Raw genomic sequence first — 17,782 nt, 5'->3', positions numbered from 1 at the left:
GCGATGTTGAGTGTTTCCAATCTCGAAAAGCTCATCGCTCCCGGCGCCGTCGACATGCCGGGAACGTTGTCGGCGCGCTTGACGCCGCTGCTTGCTCCGGTTGCCGACGCCGCGGTCCCCGAGGGTACGCGTGAGCAGACAGACTGTCTGCTCGCTTCTGCAGCTTGCAGTTCGGTTGAACGTACCGAGGTTGATTTTGGCAATCCGAACGCGGCGTACTATCAGGTTGAGCTTACGCTTGCGGACGGTTCGAAGGTATTCGCGCGTTTGATTGAGCCGCGTGGCATCTGTCGTCCATGGGAGAAAACCCCGCTCGTCCTGATGTTCCACGACGCGGCACGTCCGGTGCGCGGGTGGCATCATATGACGCGTTTCGCCGCATTGGGTTGTGCTGTTTTGGCGCTCGATGAGGGCGTGCCTTCAATCGAAAACGTCGAAGCCGCCTTCAATTCCCTGGTTGTTCCCGCGCTTGCCCTGGCACATGCGGCATCTAGCCTTGACGGCATCGACCGCACTCGGGTGTATACCTGGGGCGAGGGACTTGGCGGTGCTTTGGCACTTGCCGTGGCGGCGATCATGCCTTCCCAGATCGCACGCTGCGCGGTGTGCAACCCCATGCCGCTTGATTTGACGAGGGGCTCCTCGTCCATCAACCTGATCGCCTGGGCGCCGCGTATCAGTTGCGCGACGTTGATCGGCACGGGGCTGCGCGACGAAATCGCTCCAACGGAGGCGTGTGCCCAGCTCGCGCACCGTTTGGGCGGCAATGCGGAGCTTATCGCATATCCCGAGCATGCACACGAGCGCATCAACGAGTTTGAAAATAAGGTGCTGAGTTTCTTGGCATCTGAGTGACGGCGTCGGTTCGCCACTATAGTTAGACGGCCGCGGATATTGGGTCCGCGCAGATACAAAGGAGTACTGTTCATGTCAACCACCAAGTTCACCGGCGTCATTCCCCCAGTTGTCGTTCCCGACACCGATGACCGCCGCCTCGACGTTGCCTCGTTCGAGCGCAGCATCAACCGCATGATCGATGCCGGTGTCGACGGTCTGTTCTTCCTGGGCTCCTCCGGCGAGGTCGTCTTCTCCACCGACGGGCGTCGTCGCCAGGTCATCGAGGAGGGCATCCGCATCGTCGACCATCGCGTGCCGGTGTTCGTGGGTATCATCGATACCGAGACCGAGCGCGTGATCGAGCACGGCCGCAGGGCCCAGGAGCTCGGCGCCGACGTGCTCGTGGCCACCGCCCCCTTCTACGCGCTGGGCGGCATGTGCGAGGTCGAGGAGCACTTCCGCATCCTGCACGAAGAGCTCGACCTGCCCATCTTCGCCTATGACATCCCCGTGTGCGTGCATACCAAGCTTCCCTGGAAGCTCCTTGCCAAGCTCGGCGCCGAGGGCGTGCTCGCTGGCGTTAAGGACTCCTCTGGCGACGATGTTTCGTTCCGCTACCTCGTTCAGGAGAATGAGAAGCTCGGTCATCCGCTCACGTTGCTCACGGGTCACGAGATCGTGGTCGATGGCGCATATCTGGGCGGCGCCGACGGCTCCGTGCCGGGTCTTGCCAACGTCGACCCCGATGGCTACGTGCGCCAGTGGAAGGCCGCTCAGGCCGGGGATTGGGCAACCGTCAAGGCCGAGCAGGATCGTCTGAACGAGATCAGCCACATCTTCGATGTGACCTCCGGTGTTCAGGGCTATGCCGGTGGCGTGGGCGCCTTCAAGACCGCCCTGCACCTCATGGGCGTGTTCGATTCTCCGCAGATGCCGCGTCCTGTGAAGGCGCTCGAGGGCGAGAACGTTGAGGCTATCCGCAAGGTTCTGGCCAACAACGGCCTGCTGTAAAACAAGCCAGGGGGTGCTCATGGACACCAAGACGATTGTTTCCCTAGACATCGGCGGAACTAAGATCGCCAGCGCGCTGGTGACGCTTGGCGGCGATGCCCCGTCAATTGGCGCGGTCCACAAGGTTCCGACCGAGGCGATGAAGGGCGGCGAGCACGTCCTCGCCACGGTGATCGAGCAGGTGAAACAGCTTGTCGCTGAAGCGGACGTAGAGCTTGCCGGAGTCGGTATCTCCAGCGCGGGCGTGGTCGATCCTCGTACGGGCGACATTACCTTCGCCAACGAGCTCATGCCCGGGTGGGGTGGAACGGCGCTTGCTACCGAGGTGACGCGTGCCACGGGTTTGCCGTGCCGTGTCCTTAATGACGTTCATGCCCACGCTCTGGGCGAGGCGCGTCATGGTGGTGGCTGCGGTGCGGAGAGCTGCTTGGTTGTCGCTGTGGGCACGGGTATTGGCGGTGCGTTCGTGGAGCGTGGATACATCATGCTCGGCGCCCATGACGAGGCCGGTCACATTGGCCATGTGTGCTGTCCCGCTGCCGCCGGAGTGCCCTGTTCGTGCGGTGCCACCGGTCATCTCGAGCCCATCGCGGCGGGCCCCGGCATCATCCGCGAGTACATCCGCTTGGGTGGCGACGAGACGCTTTCCGACGGCACGCCCATGCATGGTGCGGAGATTGACTGCCGTGCCGCTGCGGGCGACGAGGCTGCAATTGCTGCTGAGGAGCGCGCGGGCCGTGCGTTGGGCGAGGTCTTGGGCAGCATGTGCAACATGCTCGACCCCACGTGCGTGATTCTGTCTGGTTCGGTGGCCCAGTGCGGCTCTCATTGGTCGGACACCATGTACGAGGCGTTTAAGGGACAGGCGATGCCCCCGGTTGCCACGACTCCGATCGTCGGTGGCGTGCTCGGTGGCAATGCACCGCTTGTCGGCGCTGCCGAGAATTTCCTCCACTCGGCATACGTCGAGCTTGAGGACTAACACGTAACAAGGGCTGGCGGGACGCGATGAGGTGGCCCGTCAGCCTTTTTGTTTGAGAAAGGAGCGCGCAATGTCCGTGCATCCCGTTATCGAATCCATCAAGGGCAAGCTCGTGGTGAGCGTTCAGGCGTATCCCGGTGAGCCCCTGCGCACTCCCGAGCACATGGCCGCCATGGCGCGCGCTTGTGAACTCGGCGGTGCTGCAGCTATTCGCTGCCAGGGCCTTTCCGACATCGCCGCCATCAGGGGTCGCGTGGAGATTCCTGTCATCGGTTTGTGGAAGGACGGCCACGAGGGTGTGTACATCACGCCTACGCTGCGCCATGCGCGTGCGTGCGTGGCTGCCGGCGCCGATATCGTCGCCATCGACGCCACCGATCGCCCGCGTCCCGACGGCAAGACGCTCGAGGACACGGTGCGTCCGCTTCAGGACGAGGGCGTGCTGCTCATGGCCGACTGCATGACCATCGAGGATATCCGTCATGCGGTCGAGCTCGGCTTCGACTTGGTTTCCACCACGCTTTCGCACAACAAACCCGCCATCGAGACCACGCTCGACGAGGGTCCCGATCTGCCGCTACTGCGTCAGGCAACGAGCGAGTTTCCCGATCTGCCCATCATCTGCGAGGGTCACGTGCATACGCCCGTCGAGGCGCGCGCCGCTATCGATGCCGGTGCCTGGGCGGTCGTCGTCGGTACGGCCATCACGCATCCCACGAGCCTTACCAGCTGGTTCAAGGCCGCGCTGGAGTAGTGCTCGACTGGTGCTTGATGCGCAATCGACATGTAGCGTCATCGCGCCGTAAGCCCACGGCGGACCGGCGTTTGACGCATCGCCGCTGTCTGCTCGTCCACAACTCCTCATCAATGCCGTTGCCTATGCTTTTCTGCGTTTTGAACGCCTCAAAGTGCAGTAATCCATAGGTAACGGCGAGGGAACATAGGTAACCGCGAGAATTTGAATCGCGGTGACAGACAATCCCGGAGCCGCGCGCCCATGTTTCATCCGGCGCTCGGGCAGTCCTGCTCACGACGAAGGCGCCACTGGGGCCTTCTGTTCGTGCGGAACTCGCGGCGGACGAAAAATGGGCGCGAAGTGTCGAAGACGTCTCGAGATATACATCGGTGAACAGACATCTCCCCTCGGGCGATTTCTCGAAGAGCTGAGCCCGAGGGGATATGTCTGTCGCCGCTATCCATGTTCGCTGCACCATTCTGCCGTTATCTATGAAATACTGCTTATTGGAGTACTCAAAGCGCAGGAAAACATGGGCAACGCGAGGGGTTCATAGGCAACAGCGTATCACCGCAGGCAACGGCGAGGCATCGTAGATAATGGAGACAGAGGTTAGGGGGGCGACGCATTTGAACGTGACCGTTTACGCAACGAGTGTGAGTGCCCTTAGGCATGAGCTTGGAGAAAGCATCGAATGCTGGGAGCAACGAACGCACAGCATTGCTCCGCACTATGCGGTACGCGTTCAAAACACTCGAATGAACCTAAATGAACGTCTCGAGGCGCTGGCAACGGGGCTGCTTCTGCAGCAAATTTTGGGCGTTGAACGTGATGATCAGCTGACCTTCGGCGAATTTGGAAAACCCGAGCTTACGGATGGGTCGGCATACATCAGTATCTCGCATGGGGGAGACGTGGCAGCCGTTGCCGTTGCCCCCATTGCATGCGGTCCCATTGGACTCGATGTCGAACGCGTCGAATCGTACAATCGACCGGCGGCGCAACGTGTCCTCGCACCTTCGGAGCTTTCGCACCTCGATCACATAGAAGATCGCGCAGAACAAACGCGCGCGTTTTGCCTCGCCTGGACGCATTTGGAGGCAGTGCTCAAAGCGACGGGCACGGGATTCTCGCGCGATCCGCGCGTCGAAGGCATTCCGTCGGGATGGCGCGTTGCCCATATCGAAGATAATCATCACGTGCTTGCGCTTGCTGCGGCAGATATGCCTACAATAGAGATGATCAACGTAACCGCAGATACGTTGCTCGATTGATGCTGCACGCAGAGGAGGGATCCGCGCATGGCCTCAACCGCCGATACTCAGGAAATGGAAGCAAGGATTATCGACGCGGTATTCGAACTCATGAAAGACACCGATGTCCCCAATATCAAGGTCATCGATGTGGTTCGTCAGGCTCACGTGTCCAAATCGACGTTCTATCGGTATTTTGAAAGCGTAGATGCGGTGGTCAAGCGCTTCGAGGATCAGCTGCTTGAGAATATGGGCGAAATCAATGAAGTGGCGCTCAAGGCGCGATTCAGCGATGCCGAGCTCGATCCGACCCCCACGATGGTCTGCCGCATGGAGATCATGCAGCAGAATCGCGACAAGATCGTGGCGCTCAACGGTCCTCATGGCGACCCGACCTTCACGCACAAGGCAACCGTTTTCATGCATGAGCATTTTCGTCGGCGCCTGCAGATGCTGCCCTGCAGTGAAGAGACGTGGGACCTGTATCTGTCCTTTGCACTGGCAGGCCACAACAATCTCATTCAATATTGGTTGGAAGAAAAGCCCGAGGTCGAGCCACGTGTGATTGCGACAGCGCTCAACCGCTTTTTCTATGCTCCGTTTTTTCTCGAGGGTGGGTCGGCGCGTCATCAGCCCACTCCACTTCACTTTGAGGGGAAGTAACGCTCGTTTGCCAAGCATTCACGGGTGGCTGGCATCAAGTTGACATGCGCCCTTCAGGCTGACAAATGCCTTCTCTGCAAACAAACGCAGGGAAGGCATTTCTTTTCATTGTGTTTACCTGCGAAATGAATCGAATTACTTCAAAGCGTCTCATGAGGGGAAACGCTTATTGCTGAGAAGTCTCATGAGGGGAAACGCTTGCTGCTGAGAAGTCTCACGTTTGTGAGTAAAGGCTCCGTATTATAAAGACACGTTCAAGAGAACCGCTGCAGCAGTTCACGAGTTCTGCAAGGAGATCGGCTATAGCCGGTCCCATGCATCCGTGTACACCTTTTTCTTTCGAACAAGGATGTGATTGTCAGTGGTTAAGCTTGGCAAGGACATGCGTAGCGTGTCGATCGTTGGCGTGGGCTGCACGCCGTTCAAGAACTATGAGGATCATCCCGAGACCAAGGGCACGTCCGAGGGTGATGCGTTTGGATACGCCGCGCTTGAGGCTATTGCAGATGCCGGTCTCGAACCTCGTGACATCCAGTACTTCTATCATGGCGCCGCCAATCCCTTCATGATCGGCGATTCCTTGACACCCAACATGCAAGTTGCCGACTGGTTCGGCGTGCGCGGCATCGGCTCCGTCCACCACTCCGAGGCATGCTGCACCGGTTATGTGGCGCTGCAGGAGGCTGTCCAGGCAGTTGCTTCCGGCACCTATGATATCGTTCTTTCCGGCGCAGTCGACCTTGCGGCCTCGTTGCCCGTTATTGGCGCTCCTGGCTGCTTCCGTCGCGATTTCCCGCTCGAGGAAATGCTTCCTTCGATTCCTATGGTGTACGACCGCGCCTACGGTCGTCCGCTCGACTCCGCGTTCGGTATCTCCTTTGACAACTGGATCAACGACTACCGTTGGACCTACGACCTCTCTGCGGAGAACATCGACGACGCCCTGAACGCGCTTTCCAAGAGCCTGCGTCGTGCGGCCGTGAAGAACCCGCTGGCGTTCTATGACGTCGACTTTGACCAGGTTGCCCAGGCAAACGGCATGGCGAATGCAGATGAGTTCCTCACTTCCATGATGAATCCCAAGGTTACGCAGTACCTGCGCGTGTCCGGCTTCGAGACCAAGTGCGACGGTGCCGCCGCCGTGGTGGTTATGCCCACCGAGCTGGCAATCGCCCGCGGCTACGACCACACGCCCATCGAGGTCCTCGGCACGGGCTCCGCTGCTTTTGAGGGCTCGACGCTCGCGAACGAGTATCACGGCACCAAGAATGCCGCCGCCGAAGTCTACGCCTTAACCGGCGTGAGCCCCGACGAGATCGATCTGTTCCTCTGCAATGACTTCTTCCTCGCTTCCGAGATTGTGGCGGCCGAGGAGTGCGGCTTCATCCCGCGCGGCGAGGCATGGAAGTACGCCATCGAGGGCCGTACCGCATATGACGGCGACAAGCCCATCAACCCGCACGGTGGCCGCTGCAACTTCGGCCATGCCCACGGCGCTTCCGGCGTTGCCGATGTGTACGAGGCCGTCAAGCAGCTTCGCGGCGAGGCAGGCGCAACCCAGACGAACGTCAACGCCAAGACGGCGTTCCTCCGCGGCTTCGGAGGCGGTCAGAACGTCCGTGCCCAGATCATCCGCGCCATCGACTAGCGCATTGCGAATCAACGTAACCAAGGAGGTTATTCATGCTTCTCGAGAATATGGAGCCCGTCGTTCAGAAGTTCTACGACGGCGTGGCTGAGGGCAAGTACCTGGGGCGCAAGTGCACCGAGTGCGGCGCAATCGAGTTTCCGCCGCATTTGGGCTGCAATACCTGCGGCTATCACGAGACCGAGTGGGTTGAGCTTTCCGGTCATGGCACCCTCGTTTCCTTCGTGATCCCCGGAATCCAGAACGACAAGCCGTATCTGAAAGAGGTTGGTCCCTACGGCTACGGTGCCGTTGAGCTTGATGAGGGCCCCGTGTACACCTTCGTTGTCTTCTGCGGCAAAAAGAAGGTCGTCAAGAACCTACAGGAGCGTTTGCATGCGGGCGAGAAGATTGGCGTGCATGCAAAGCCCATACAGCGCGTTTCCGTGGTGAAGCCGGGCGAACCCGAGACCGTTGAGTGGTCCGAGCTGTGCTTCGAGCTTGATGAGGCCGTCGAGGCCTAGCAGCTTCGAGTGCGGGCGCCCCTGTGCCTCCGAGTTTGCGGGCGCCTTCACGTCTTGGAGTGCGGACGCCCCTGTGTCTCCGAGTGCCCACATCCATCTATTTGTATTGCACGGGGCGGAACGCCTGTTGTTCCGCCCGTTCTATGAAAGGAATCTTCCATGAGCAATCAGGAGCTTTTTGAGCAGGTTGCTGGTTTTGCCAAGGTGGCATACGGCTATGAGGGCGAGATCACGGCGGACACCACGTTCGACGAGCTCGGCAAGGGCTCGATGAAGATGATCGCGCTTACGTCCACCATTGAAAACGAGCTTGATGCCGAAGTGACCATCCACGAGGTCATGAAAATGCAGACCATTGGTGAGCTCGTCGAGCGCGTTGCCGAGGAAATCGAGGGGTAACGCTCATGAGTTTGATGGACCAACTGCGTGAGCGCGCCTGCGCCGCGCGCATGAAGGTCGCATTCCCCGAGGGCGATGACGAGACCATGATGCGCGCCGTTGCAGAGCTCACCGAGCAGGGTATTGCCGACTGTGTGCTGGTGGGTAACGGCGAAGAGCTTCGCTCCCTGGCATCCGAGCGCGGCATCAGTCTTGACGGTATCGAAATCGCAGACATCACTGACGAGGTAGCGAACGCCGCTCTTGCCGAGCGCTATCTTGCCTTGCCCGATTGCCCTTTTAAGGCAAAGGGCGTCGCCCGTCGTCTTGTGCGTCCCATGGAGCACGCGTTCATCCTGCAAGCCTTGGGAGACGTCGACATCACTTTTGCCGGTATCTCCTGTTCTACTGGAGACGTGATTCTTGCCGGTCAGACCATTATCGGTCTTGCGGACGGCATCGACACCGTAAGCTCCGTGGGCATCTTCGACATCCCCGGATACGAGGGAAGCGAGGGCAACCTGCTCGGATTTGGCGATTCTGCCGTGTGCGCCAACCCCGACGCCTCCCAGCTTGCGTCCATCGCCATTTCCGCCTGCGAAACCGTTGCGGCGCTCACCCAATGGGATCCCCGCTGCGCCCTGCTGTCCTATTCCACCTGCGGCAGCGCGACCGGCGAGCTTGTGGACAAGGTGATTGCCGCGCGCGACATCGCAAACGAGCGCCGTCCGGATCTCAAGATCGATGGCGAGTTCCAGTTTGATTCCGCCATCAATCCCCGCACGGCTGCACGCAAGGTGCCCCGTGATTCCGAGGTGGCCGGCCGCGCCAATATCGTAATCTGGCCCGATCTCAACGTGGGAAATGTCGGCGTGAAACTCGTTCAGCAGTTTGCCCATGCCGATGCCTACGGTCCTATGCTCCAGGGCTTCAAGAAAATCGTGTGCGATTGCTCTCGTTCCGCCGGAGTGTCCGAAATTGTCGGCAACGTGATTATGAGCTGCGTGCGTGCCGCAGTGTTGAAGGGGGAGGCGTAAGACATGGCTGAAAAGCAACCTTGGAGGGTTCTCGTTATCAACCCCGGCTCCACTTCCACCAAGATCGGCCTGTTCGAGGGCGAGCGTTCCGTGTTTGAAAAGACGGTCGATCACGATGCCGAGGAACTCGCACAGTTCGCGGGTATTTCCGAGCAGTTGCCGTATCGTCGCGCAACTATCCTTGCGGCTCTTGCCGAGAACGGTGTTGACCTTTCGAGTGTTGACGCGTTCGTGGGGCGCGGCGGCGGTCTGCTTCCGCTCCAGGGAGGTACATACGAGATTGGCGACGTATTGCTCGACCACGCTCGCCGCGGTGCAAACGGGGTGCAGCATCCCGCCCAGTTGGGAAGTCAGCTCGCGCACGAGTTTGCATCTGAGGCCGGCGGCAAGCCGTCCTTTGTGGTGAACCCGCCCGACACCGATGAGCTGTGTGACGAAGCTCGCATGACGGGTATCGACGGCGTGTATCGCCATGTGCACCTGCATGCGCTCAATCTCAAGGAGACCGCCATTCGTCACGCAGCCTCGATGGGGAAGCGCTATGACGAGTGCAACTTTGTCGTGTGCCACATCGGTGGGGGCATCTCCATCTCCGCACACAGCCATGGACACATGATTGACGGCAATGACATCGTGGGTGGAGAAGGCCCCATGACCCCGACGCGGTGCGGTTCGCTTCCTGTGACCGAGGTGCTCGATTATCTCGAGGCAGGGCATTCCGTTCAGGATGTCCGAGCGCTTGCACTCAAGCACGGCGGCTTCGTGAGTCTGTGCGACACGTCCGACGCCCGTGCCGTTACCGCAGCTGCAGCCTCGGGTGACGCTTCCGCCCAACGTGCCTGGGATGCCATGTCGTATCAGATCTGCAAATGGATCGGCGCTATGGCGTGCGTGCTCTCGGGTGAGGTCGACGGCATTTTGCTGGGTGGCGGTATTGTCCACGACAAGGGTCTCGTCAAGACGATTGAACAGCGCTGTTCTTGGATCGCCCCGGTAGCTGCCTATCCGGGGGAGTTTGAGCTTGAGGCCATGGCCGCAGGTGCCCGCCGTGTGCTTGATGGCGAGGAAGAGGCTCGTACGTATACGGGCGAACCCGCCTGGAATGGTTTTAGCTGCTAGTTTGCGTCCCGGCTAATCCTGCGCGCTCGTGTCGTGCGTGTGTTCGCGATCGGTGCGCCTTGTATCAATGTCCCATCATCAAAGGTGGTTTCTATGAACTCCAAGTTCTCATCTGTTGTTCGTGCATTTCTCACAGGCGGACTGATCTGCCTGGCGATTCAGGTCATCATGGCGGCACTTGGTGCGGTGCTTCCGCCCGAGCTGCCCCTTTCGCTGCGCGGTGCCATCGCGCTGGTGATCGCCGGCGCCATCACCATCGTGCTGACGCTTTCCGGCGTTTACGCAAAGATCGCCGATTTTGGCGGCATGGGCGCGAACCTTCCCTTCATCGGCCTTGTTCCTGCTCTCACCGGAGTGATGTGTGATGCGCGCGCCCACGGTGCGTCCCTGGGTGGTGCCATTGCCGCTGCACTCAAGGTCATGCTGCTCCTGTTTGGTTGTGGCTTTGGCTTCTCGCTCGTGTTTGTTTTCGCCTGCACCGCCCTTGGTGTCGGAATCTTTGCTTAGGAGTTGGTTGTCGTGACGTTTGTTCTCGCCTTTTTGCTGGGAGGAGCGTTCTGCGCCCTGGCTCAGCTCGTTTTCATGGTTGCCAAGATGGAGAACCCCATTCCGTGTCTGATTGCCTTCTTCTGTCTCGGTGGTGTGCTCGGCGTTTTCGGCATCATCCCCATGCTTGAGGAAACCTGCCAGGCAGGTATGATGGCGCTCGCGCTCGATCCCGGTTTTGGCATTCAGGGCGGTGTGTTCTCTGCGCTTGCGGGCAATCCGCTTCCGCTGGTTGCGCTGCTTGCAACCATTACCTGCATGATCGTTATGGGCCTCATCACCGGCACCATCGCCTCGTCCCATGTTGCACAGGATCAGAAGTAACGCTCCTCTCTCTGCAACCCTGCCGTTGCCTATGCTTTCCTGCGTTTTGAACGCCTCAGAGTGCAGTAATCCATAGGCAATGGCGAGAGGGCATAGGTAACCGCATTGACAGACATATCCCCTCGGGCTCAGCTCTTCGAGAAATCGCCCGAGGGGATATGTCTGCTCGTCGACATGTATCTCGAAAGGCTTCAGAAGCGCACCCATGTTTCGTCCGCCGCGAGTTCCGCACGAACAGAAGGCCCCAGTGGGGCCTTCGTCGTGAGCAGGACTGCCCGAGCGCCGGATGAAACATGGGTGCGCGAGCGTCGCTGACCGTCGTGTGGGTATACTTGAAGTGCAACCCACCCTCGGAGGCTTTTCATGGCAGAACCCAACAGCATCACCTCGGCCGAACTCGCCGATCGCGTACCCGACATCGTAATCATTACCGGTATGTCCGGTTCGGGCCGTACGCAGGCGATGCACGTGTTCGAGGACATGGGGTACTACTGCATCGACAATCTTCCACCAAGCCTTATCCTGCAGCTCGCGCAAATCGTGGGCATCAACTCGGGCGTGGGTCGCCACCTGTGTGTGACGAGCGACCTGCGTTCGCAAGGTCTGTTCGACGAACTGCTCGACACCATTGACGCACTCGCCCAACACGAGCTCTCATGCAAAATCGTATTTCTCGAGGCGAGCGACGAGGTGCTCATCCGCCGCTACAGCGAGAATCGCCGTCGCCATCCGCTTGCCAAACGCGGCGATACCACGGCAGATGCCATTCAGCGTGAGCGCATGGCGCTGTCCGACATCCGCGATCGCGCCGATATGGTGATCGACACAAGTCGCATGCGCACCACGACGCTGCGCAAACGCCTGCAAGCGGCTTTCTCCGAGCTGACCGATCAGCAGCTCATGGACGTGAACGTATTCTCCTTCGGCTTCAAGCACGGTTTGCCCGTGGAGGCCGACTTGATGATTGACGTGCGTTTCCTGCCCAACCCCTTCTACGATCCCGAGATGCGCACCATGACCGGCCTCGATAAAAAGGTGGCCGATTTCGTAATCGATAATCCCAAAACGCAGGAATTTCTCGACGCATGGTTCCGTTTGCTCGACGCGGTGATGCCCGGCTATATCGCCGAGGGTAAGCCGCAGCTCTCCATCGCGATTGGTTGCACGGGCGGCCAGCACCGCAGCGTTGCCATCGCAGAGGCAACCGTTCGCTACCTCGAGCGTCAGCAATATCACGTGGGCATTTCGCATCGCGATCTTGCCAAGGCAAACGTCCGAGGTTAAGTGTCATGTGCGCCCGTCAGATCCGCGCGGTTTCCATCGGGGGAGGAACCGGACAGCCCAAGCTCATCAATGCCTTGCGTCTCATGGGGGCGCATATCGATTCCGTGGTCGCCATGGCAGACGATGGCGGTTCGACGGGTTTGCTGCGCGAGCGTGAACATGTGGTTCCACCAGGGGATATTCGAAAATGCCTTTCGGCACTTGCGGCCGATCCCGAAGCTCCGCTCGCCCGTGCCTTTGCACACCGGTTTCCCTCCATCGACGACCACGCGCTGGGCAATTTGCTGCTCGTCGCGCTCGCCAAGGAGGGCGGCTCGTTTACCGACGCCATTCGCATGTGCGAGGAGCTTCTCGGTTGTATCGGGCATGTGCATCCGTCCACGTTGGAGCTCGTGAGCCTTTCGGGTCGCACGCACTATGGCGCGATCGTGCACGGGCAGGCCCAGATTTCCTATGGTTCAAACACCTTTTCCGAGGTGTGGCTCGAGCCGCAAAACGCCGAGGTGAACCAGGCCGCTGCCGATGCCATCATGACCGCAGATCTGGTTGTGCTCGGCCCGGGGTCCCTGTTTACCTCCATCATCCCCAACGTGCTGGTCGACGGCATCCGCGAGGCGCTGTTTGCCACGCACGCGGAGCGCGTGTTCGTGTGCCCCAAGATTGATTCGCTAGGGGAGACGAGTGGCATGAGCGCTGCGGACCATGTGGAAACCTTGCTGCGCCATGGGCTCGAAGGTGCCATCGATACCGTTTTGGTGCATCGCGCCGAGACTCCCGAGTTTGTGTATCCGTATCAAAAACGCGCGTGGGAGTGTGCGGTTGTCAAAGCCGCTGCAGCTGCGGCTTCGGCGAACGATCATGTATCCAATGGGGAAGCTGCCTCCGGTGTGCTTTCCGCTGGCGCAATTGCCGCTGCTAAGGATGCGCCTTTTGGCCCCATTCGTGCCAACGACGAGGATCTCGAGCGTATCCAGGCTATGGTGCCGCGCGTTTTGGTGCGCGACTTCACGGCGGGCGGCTCTCCCGCGGCGCACGATGCGGGGTGTCTTGCTGCGGCGCTTGCCGAGGTGGTGTCGTAGATGTCGTTTACCGCAGAAGTTCGAGACGAGCTGTCCCGCTGCACTGCCGAGTGCGCGTATTGTGATGTCGCCACCCTCGCTGCGCTGGTGCGCGTGTGCGGCACGCTTTCCATTGCCGGAGCGGGTCACTACCAGCTGCAAATCGCTACTGAAACGGGCGCCGTTGCACGTACCATGATCGAGCTCACGCACCGCATTCTCAAGCTCAAGACTGACTTCACGGTGCGCCGTTCCAATCTGCACAAGGTGCGCAACTACCTCATTGTCTTGCCCGACCAGCCCGACCTTGAGAAGGCGCTCGTGCTTTTGGGCGTGCTCGATCGCCGTGGCGGTCTTTTGGCCGGTACGCCACGTCACGTGTTGCAACGTTCCTGCTGCCGTCGTGCCTACGTTCGCGGCTGCCTGATAGCGGGCGGGTTCGTTGCCGACCCGCGTGGGGATTTCCACCTGGAGATCGCCGTTCAGGGTGAGCAGTTCGCCCGCGACCTTGCCGAGCTCATCACGTCGATGGGTGTGCGCGCTCGTGTAAATCCACGGCGCGGCGCCTACGCGGTGTATATCAAAAGCGCTGACGACATCAAAAAGCTCCTGCGAATCCTCGGATCTGAGCAGGCGGTGGCGGATATCGATTCGGCTCGCGCGGTCAAGAGCGTGAAAAACGACGTGAATCGTCGGGTGAATGCCGAGCTCGCCAATCAGACGCGTTCGGCCGGTGCGGCGCAAAATCAGCTCGCGCTCATTCAGGAGCTGGGGCGTTTGGGGTTGCGTCACAATCTGCCCGAATCGCTCGAAGAGTTTTGCAAATTGCGCGAAACCTATCCCGATCTTTCGCTGCGCGATTTAGGTGAGATGGTCGATCCGCCGTTATCGAAGTCGGCGCTGTATCATCGCGTTTTGCGCATCGAGAAACTGGTTAAGGAAGCGCGGTAAAGGCGTTCTCGCTTGTTGTGAAGCGTTTCAACTATTAGGACATGATGTTGCTCATCATCAATATGGAGGGCTTCTGCATATTTCAAGATGGTAAACCGCAAGGAAATAGGGCAAATTGAAGTAATGAAACGCTTCATTAAAAGAAAATGTCCAATCTTGCCATTTACAGGAACATGCCGCAAAAAAACAGCTACTATTTGGTCAGTGGTTAGTTTTCGGTCCTCAACGGCGGGAAAAGAGCCCGCGGGAGGTCCAACGAAAGGAGACACACATGGCAGTTAAGGTTGCTATCAACGGCTTCGGCCGCATCGGTCGTCTGGCTTTCCGTCAGATGTTCGGTCATGAGGGCTCCGAGATCGTCGCCATCAACGACCTCACCTCTCCCGACATGCTGGCGTACCTGCTGAAGTACGACTCCACCCAGGGCAACTACAGCCGTGATCACGAGATCGTCGCTGGCGAGGACTCCATCACCGTCGACGGCAAGACCATCAAGATCTACAAGGAGGCCGACGCCAACAACCTGCCGTGGGGCGACCTCGACGTCGACGTCGTGCTCGAGTGCACCGGCTTCTACACCTCCAAGGACAAGGCCCAGGCCCACATCAACGCTGGCGCGAAGAAGGTCGTCATCTCCGCTCCCGCTGGCAACGACCTGCCCACCATCGTTTACAACGTCAACCATGAGCAGCTGACGGCTGAGGACAACATCATCTCCGCCGCTTCCTGCACCACCAACTGCCTCGCCCCGATGGCCAAGGGTCTCAACGACTTCGCTCCCATCGTGTCCGGCATCATGACCACCATCCACGCCTGGACCGGCGACCAGATGGCGCTCGATGGCCCGCAGCGCAAGGGCAACAAGCGTCGTTCCCGCGCCTGCGCCGTCAACATCGTCCCCAACAGCACCGGTGCCGCCAAGGCCATCGGCCTCGTGCTTCCCGAGCTTAACGGCAAGCTGATCGGTGCCGCTCAGCGCGTCCCGACGCCCACCGGCTCCCTCACCAACCTCTACGCCGTCGTTGACAAGACCGTCACCAAGGACGAGGTCAACGCTGCTATGAAGGCCTACGCCGAGACCATCCCCGAGACCTTCGGCTACAACGAGGACGACATCGTCTCCACCGACATCATCGGTGAGACCCATGGCTCCATCTTCGACGCCACCCAGACCATGTGCGCCGACCTCGGCAACGGCCAGACCCTCGTTCAGGTCACCTCTTGGTACGACAACGAGAACTCCTACACCTCCCAGATGGTCCGCACCATCAAGTACTTCGAGAAGTTCGTCGCCTAAGGTGAGCGTGTCGGCTCGAAATTAGACCCAGCGTCTAGAGGAGGGCGCGGCCTCACGGCATCTGCCCGGGGTCGCGCCCTTTTACAATGCGCCGCCTGTGCGGTGCAGGGATATTCCAGAAAGGAATGACATGGCATTTACCAAGAAGACGGTCCGCGACATCGATGTCGACGGCAAGCGCGTCCTGGTTCGCGTTGACTTCAACGTGCCCATCAAGGACGGCGTTGTGGGCGACACCACGCGCATCCGCGCTGCTCTGCCGACCATCAACTACCTGGTCGAGCACAACGCCCGCGTCATCCTCATGAGCCACCTCGGCCGTCCGGATGGCACCGGCTTCCAGCCCGAGTTCTCGCTCGAGCCCGTCGCAGCCAAGCTCGCCGAGCTTTCCGGCCTCGACGTGACCTTCGTCGCCGACACCTATGGCGAGACGGCCGCTGCCGCCGTTGACGCCCTCGAGCCCGGCAAGGTCCTCGTGCTCGAGAACGTCCGCTTCGACAAGCGCGAGAAGAAGAACGACCCCGAGATCGCCAAGACCCTCGCCTCCTACGGCGACATCTTCGTGCTCGATGCCTTCGGCACCGCGCACCGCTCCCAGGGCTCCGTGGTGGGCCCGGCCGCGTACCTGCCCGCCGTCGCCGGCTTCCTGCTCGAGAAGGAGGTCGACACCCTCACCGGCATCTTCGCTGAGCCCGAGCGTCCGTTCGTCGCCATCGTGGGCGGCTCCAAGGTGTCCTCCAAGATCGGCGTGCTCGATCACCTCATCGATTCCGCTGACACGCTGATCATCGGTGGCGGCATGGCCTACACCTTCTTCCTCGCTCAGGGCATGACCGTCGGTCAGTCCCTCAAGGAGGAGGACTGGGTTGAGCGCGCGGGCGAGATGCTCAAGAAGGCTGAGGAGAAGGGCGTCAAGATCCTGCTCCCCATCGACAACCGCGTTGCCGATCACTTCGGCGAGGACGCCGTTCCCGAGGTCGTCCCGTCCGACCAGATTCCCGACGACCGCGAGGGCATGGACATCGGCCCCAAGACCGAGGAGCTCTATGCCGAGGCCGTGCGCGGCGCCAAGACCGTGTTCTGGAACGGCCCCATGGGCGTGTTCGAGTTTGATAACTTCGCCCACGGCACCGAGGCCGTCGCACGCGCGATCGCCGATTCCGACTGCACGTCCATCATCGGTGGCGGAGACTCCGTCGCCGCAATCAACAAGTTCGACCTTGCCGACAAGATGAGCTGGATTTCCACCGGTGGCGGTGCCTCCATGGAGCTCGTCGAGGGCAAGGCCCTTCCCGGAGTGGAGGCTCTCAATGACGCAGAATAACCGCACGATCCTGATCGCGGGCAACTGGAAGATGAACAACGACGTCGATGCCGCCGCCAAGCTGGCCGACGAGCTGGCCCAGGCCCTGCCCGAGGTCCCCGCCGGCGTCGAGGTGCTCGTGTGCCCGCCGACGATCGACATCACCACGGTCCACAACCGCATTTCCGCCGCCCCCATCGCTCTCGGTGCCCAGAACGTGTACTGGGAGCCCAAGGGCGCCTACACGGGCGAGTCCTCCTGCGACATGCTCAAGAGCGCCGGCTGCACCTACTGCATCATTGGCCACTCCGAGCGTCGCGATTACTTCCACGAGACCGACGAGGACGAGAACAAGAAGGCCAAGGCGCTCGTCGCCGCTGGCATCGTGCCCGTCTTCTGCTGCGGTGAGCCCGAGGAGGTCCGCGAGGCCGGCACCTATGTCGAGCACGTGACCAACCAGGTGAAGGCCGGTCTTGCCGGTCTCGAGATCACCGATCCGGCGCAGCTCGTCGTTGCATACGAGCCCATTTGGGCCATCGGCACCGGCAAGACCGCTACCGCCGACGACGCCCAGGAAGTCTGCGGTGCTATCCGCGAGACCCTGGTCGAGATGTTCGGCGCTGAGCTTGCCGGCGGCATCCGCGTGCTGTACGGCGGTTCCGCCAAGCCGGGCAACATCGCCGAGCTCGTGGCCAAGCCCGACGTTGACGGCGCCCTCGTGGGCGGCGCCTCCCTCAAGGCCGCGGACTTCTCCGCGATGGTCGTGAACGCTGCAGAGTAGCGTTTGTCCTGTACACGGGCCGCAGCGTATCGTGCGCTGTGGCCCTTTCTTTTGAGAGAAGGGAGCATCGA

19 protein-coding genes are annotated in these 17,782 nt (G+C 60.4%); all 19 read left to right on the top strand.

Going from position 1 to position 17,782, the window contains the following annotated elements; all coding sequences use genetic code 11:
* The first annotated feature begins 3 nt into the window (after positions 1 to 3).
* The 19 genes from C1711_RS03015 (at position 4) to tpiA (ending at position 17,711) form a co-directional block, all read left to right on the top strand.
* Positions 4 to 855 carry an acetylxylan esterase gene (locus C1711_RS03015; protein WP_102337733.1) on the top strand — a complete coding sequence of 284 codons (852 nt, stop codon included), beginning with the start codon at positions 4 to 6 and terminating at the stop codon, positions 853 to 855.
* Positions 856 to 927: 72 nt separating this feature from the next.
* Positions 928 to 1,848, top strand: coding sequence for a dihydrodipicolinate synthase family protein (locus C1711_RS03010; protein ID WP_102337732.1), 921 nt, complete (start codon positions 928 to 930; stop codon positions 1,846 to 1,848).
* 19 nt (positions 1,849 to 1,867) lie between these two features.
* The gene (locus C1711_RS03005; RefSeq protein ID WP_102337731.1) at positions 1,868 to 2,830 is read left to right on the top strand and encodes an ROK family protein; all 963 of its coding nucleotides are present in this window, start codon (positions 1,868 to 1,870) and stop codon (positions 2,828 to 2,830) included.
* Between the two features lie 70 nt (positions 2,831 to 2,900).
* The gene (locus tag C1711_RS03000) at positions 2,901 to 3,584 is read left to right on the top strand and encodes an N-acetylmannosamine-6-phosphate 2-epimerase (RefSeq protein WP_102337730.1); all 684 of its coding nucleotides are present in this window, start codon (positions 2,901 to 2,903) and stop codon (positions 3,582 to 3,584) included.
* Positions 3,585 to 4,324: 740 nt separating this feature from the next.
* Positions 4,325 to 4,840, top strand: coding sequence for a 4'-phosphopantetheinyl transferase family protein (locus tag C1711_RS02995; RefSeq protein WP_159060030.1), 516 nt, complete (start codon positions 4,325 to 4,327; stop codon positions 4,838 to 4,840).
* A 27-nt stretch (positions 4,841 to 4,867) separates the two neighbouring features.
* Entirely contained in the window at positions 4,868 to 5,482 is a 615-nt protein-coding gene (locus C1711_RS02990; protein WP_102337728.1) for a TetR/AcrR family transcriptional regulator, read from the top strand.
* 361 nt (positions 5,483 to 5,843) lie between these two features.
* Positions 5,844 to 7,130, top strand: coding sequence for a thiolase family protein (locus C1711_RS02985; RefSeq protein ID WP_234346359.1), 1,287 nt, complete (start codon positions 5,844 to 5,846; stop codon positions 7,128 to 7,130).
* 35 nt (positions 7,131 to 7,165) lie between these two features.
* Complete coding sequence (locus C1711_RS02980; protein ID WP_102337726.1) at positions 7,166 to 7,633, top strand: Zn-ribbon domain-containing OB-fold protein; 468 nt, start codon at positions 7,166 to 7,168, stop codon at positions 7,631 to 7,633.
* A 159-nt stretch (positions 7,634 to 7,792) separates the two neighbouring features.
* Positions 7,793 to 8,032: an acyl carrier protein gene (locus C1711_RS02975; protein WP_102337725.1), complete on the top strand. Its 240-nt coding sequence runs from the start codon at positions 7,793 to 7,795 to the stop codon at positions 8,030 to 8,032.
* Positions 8,033 to 8,037: 5 nt separating this feature from the next.
* Positions 8,038 to 9,048, top strand: a complete 1,011-nt coding sequence (locus C1711_RS02970; RefSeq protein ID WP_102337724.1) for a phosphate acyltransferase — start codon at positions 8,038 to 8,040, stop codon at positions 9,046 to 9,048.
* Between the two features lie 3 nt (positions 9,049 to 9,051).
* Complete coding sequence (gene buk / locus C1711_RS02965; RefSeq protein WP_102337723.1) at positions 9,052 to 10,167, top strand: butyrate kinase; 1,116 nt, start codon at positions 9,052 to 9,054, stop codon at positions 10,165 to 10,167.
* Positions 10,168 to 10,260: 93 nt separating this feature from the next.
* Positions 10,261 to 10,674, top strand: a complete 414-nt coding sequence (locus C1711_RS02960; protein ID WP_102337722.1) for a SpoVA/SpoVAEb family sporulation membrane protein — start codon at positions 10,261 to 10,263, stop codon at positions 10,672 to 10,674.
* Positions 10,675 to 10,686: 12 nt separating this feature from the next.
* A complete protein-coding gene (locus C1711_RS02955; protein ID WP_102337721.1) occupies positions 10,687 to 11,037 on the top strand; it encodes a SpoVA/SpoVAEb family sporulation membrane protein in 351 nt (116 codons plus the stop codon).
* A 363-nt stretch (positions 11,038 to 11,400) separates the two neighbouring features.
* Positions 11,401 to 12,321, top strand: coding sequence for an RNase adapter RapZ (rapZ, locus tag C1711_RS02950; RefSeq protein ID WP_102337720.1), 921 nt, complete (start codon positions 11,401 to 11,403; stop codon positions 12,319 to 12,321).
* Positions 12,322 to 12,326: 5 nt separating this feature from the next.
* Positions 12,327 to 13,400, top strand: a complete 1,074-nt coding sequence (locus C1711_RS02945) for a gluconeogenesis factor YvcK family protein (protein WP_102337719.1) — start codon at positions 12,327 to 12,329, stop codon at positions 13,398 to 13,400.
* Positions 13,401 to 14,330 (top strand): DNA-binding protein WhiA, encoded by a 930-nt coding sequence (gene whiA / locus C1711_RS02940; protein ID WP_102337718.1) that lies wholly within the window; start codon positions 13,401 to 13,403, stop codon positions 14,328 to 14,330.
* Positions 14,331 to 14,601: 271 nt separating this feature from the next.
* On the top strand, positions 14,602 to 15,627 hold the full coding sequence (gene gap, locus C1711_RS02935; protein ID WP_102337717.1) for a type I glyceraldehyde-3-phosphate dehydrogenase: 1,026 nt from the start codon (positions 14,602 to 14,604) through the stop codon (positions 15,625 to 15,627).
* A 130-nt stretch (positions 15,628 to 15,757) separates the two neighbouring features.
* On the top strand, positions 15,758 to 16,951 hold the full coding sequence (locus C1711_RS02930; protein WP_102337716.1) for a phosphoglycerate kinase: 1,194 nt from the start codon (positions 15,758 to 15,760) through the stop codon (positions 16,949 to 16,951).
* Positions 16,938 to 17,711: a triose-phosphate isomerase gene (gene tpiA / locus C1711_RS02925; RefSeq protein WP_102337715.1), complete on the top strand. Its 774-nt coding sequence runs from the start codon at positions 16,938 to 16,940 to the stop codon at positions 17,709 to 17,711. The genes C1711_RS02930 and tpiA overlap by 14 nt, the downstream gene beginning before the upstream one ends.
* The last annotated feature ends 71 nt before the right edge of the window (positions 17,712 to 17,782 follow it).

Origin of the sequence: Collinsella provencensis (genome assembly GCF_900199705.1) — a bacterium.
In the GTDB taxonomy this organism is placed as follows: domain Bacteria; phylum Actinomycetota; class Coriobacteriia; order Coriobacteriales; family Coriobacteriaceae; genus Collinsella; species Collinsella provencensis.
The sequence above is the reverse complement of the archived record's forward strand: the minus strand, read 5'-3'. Positions and strand labels throughout refer to the sequence as shown.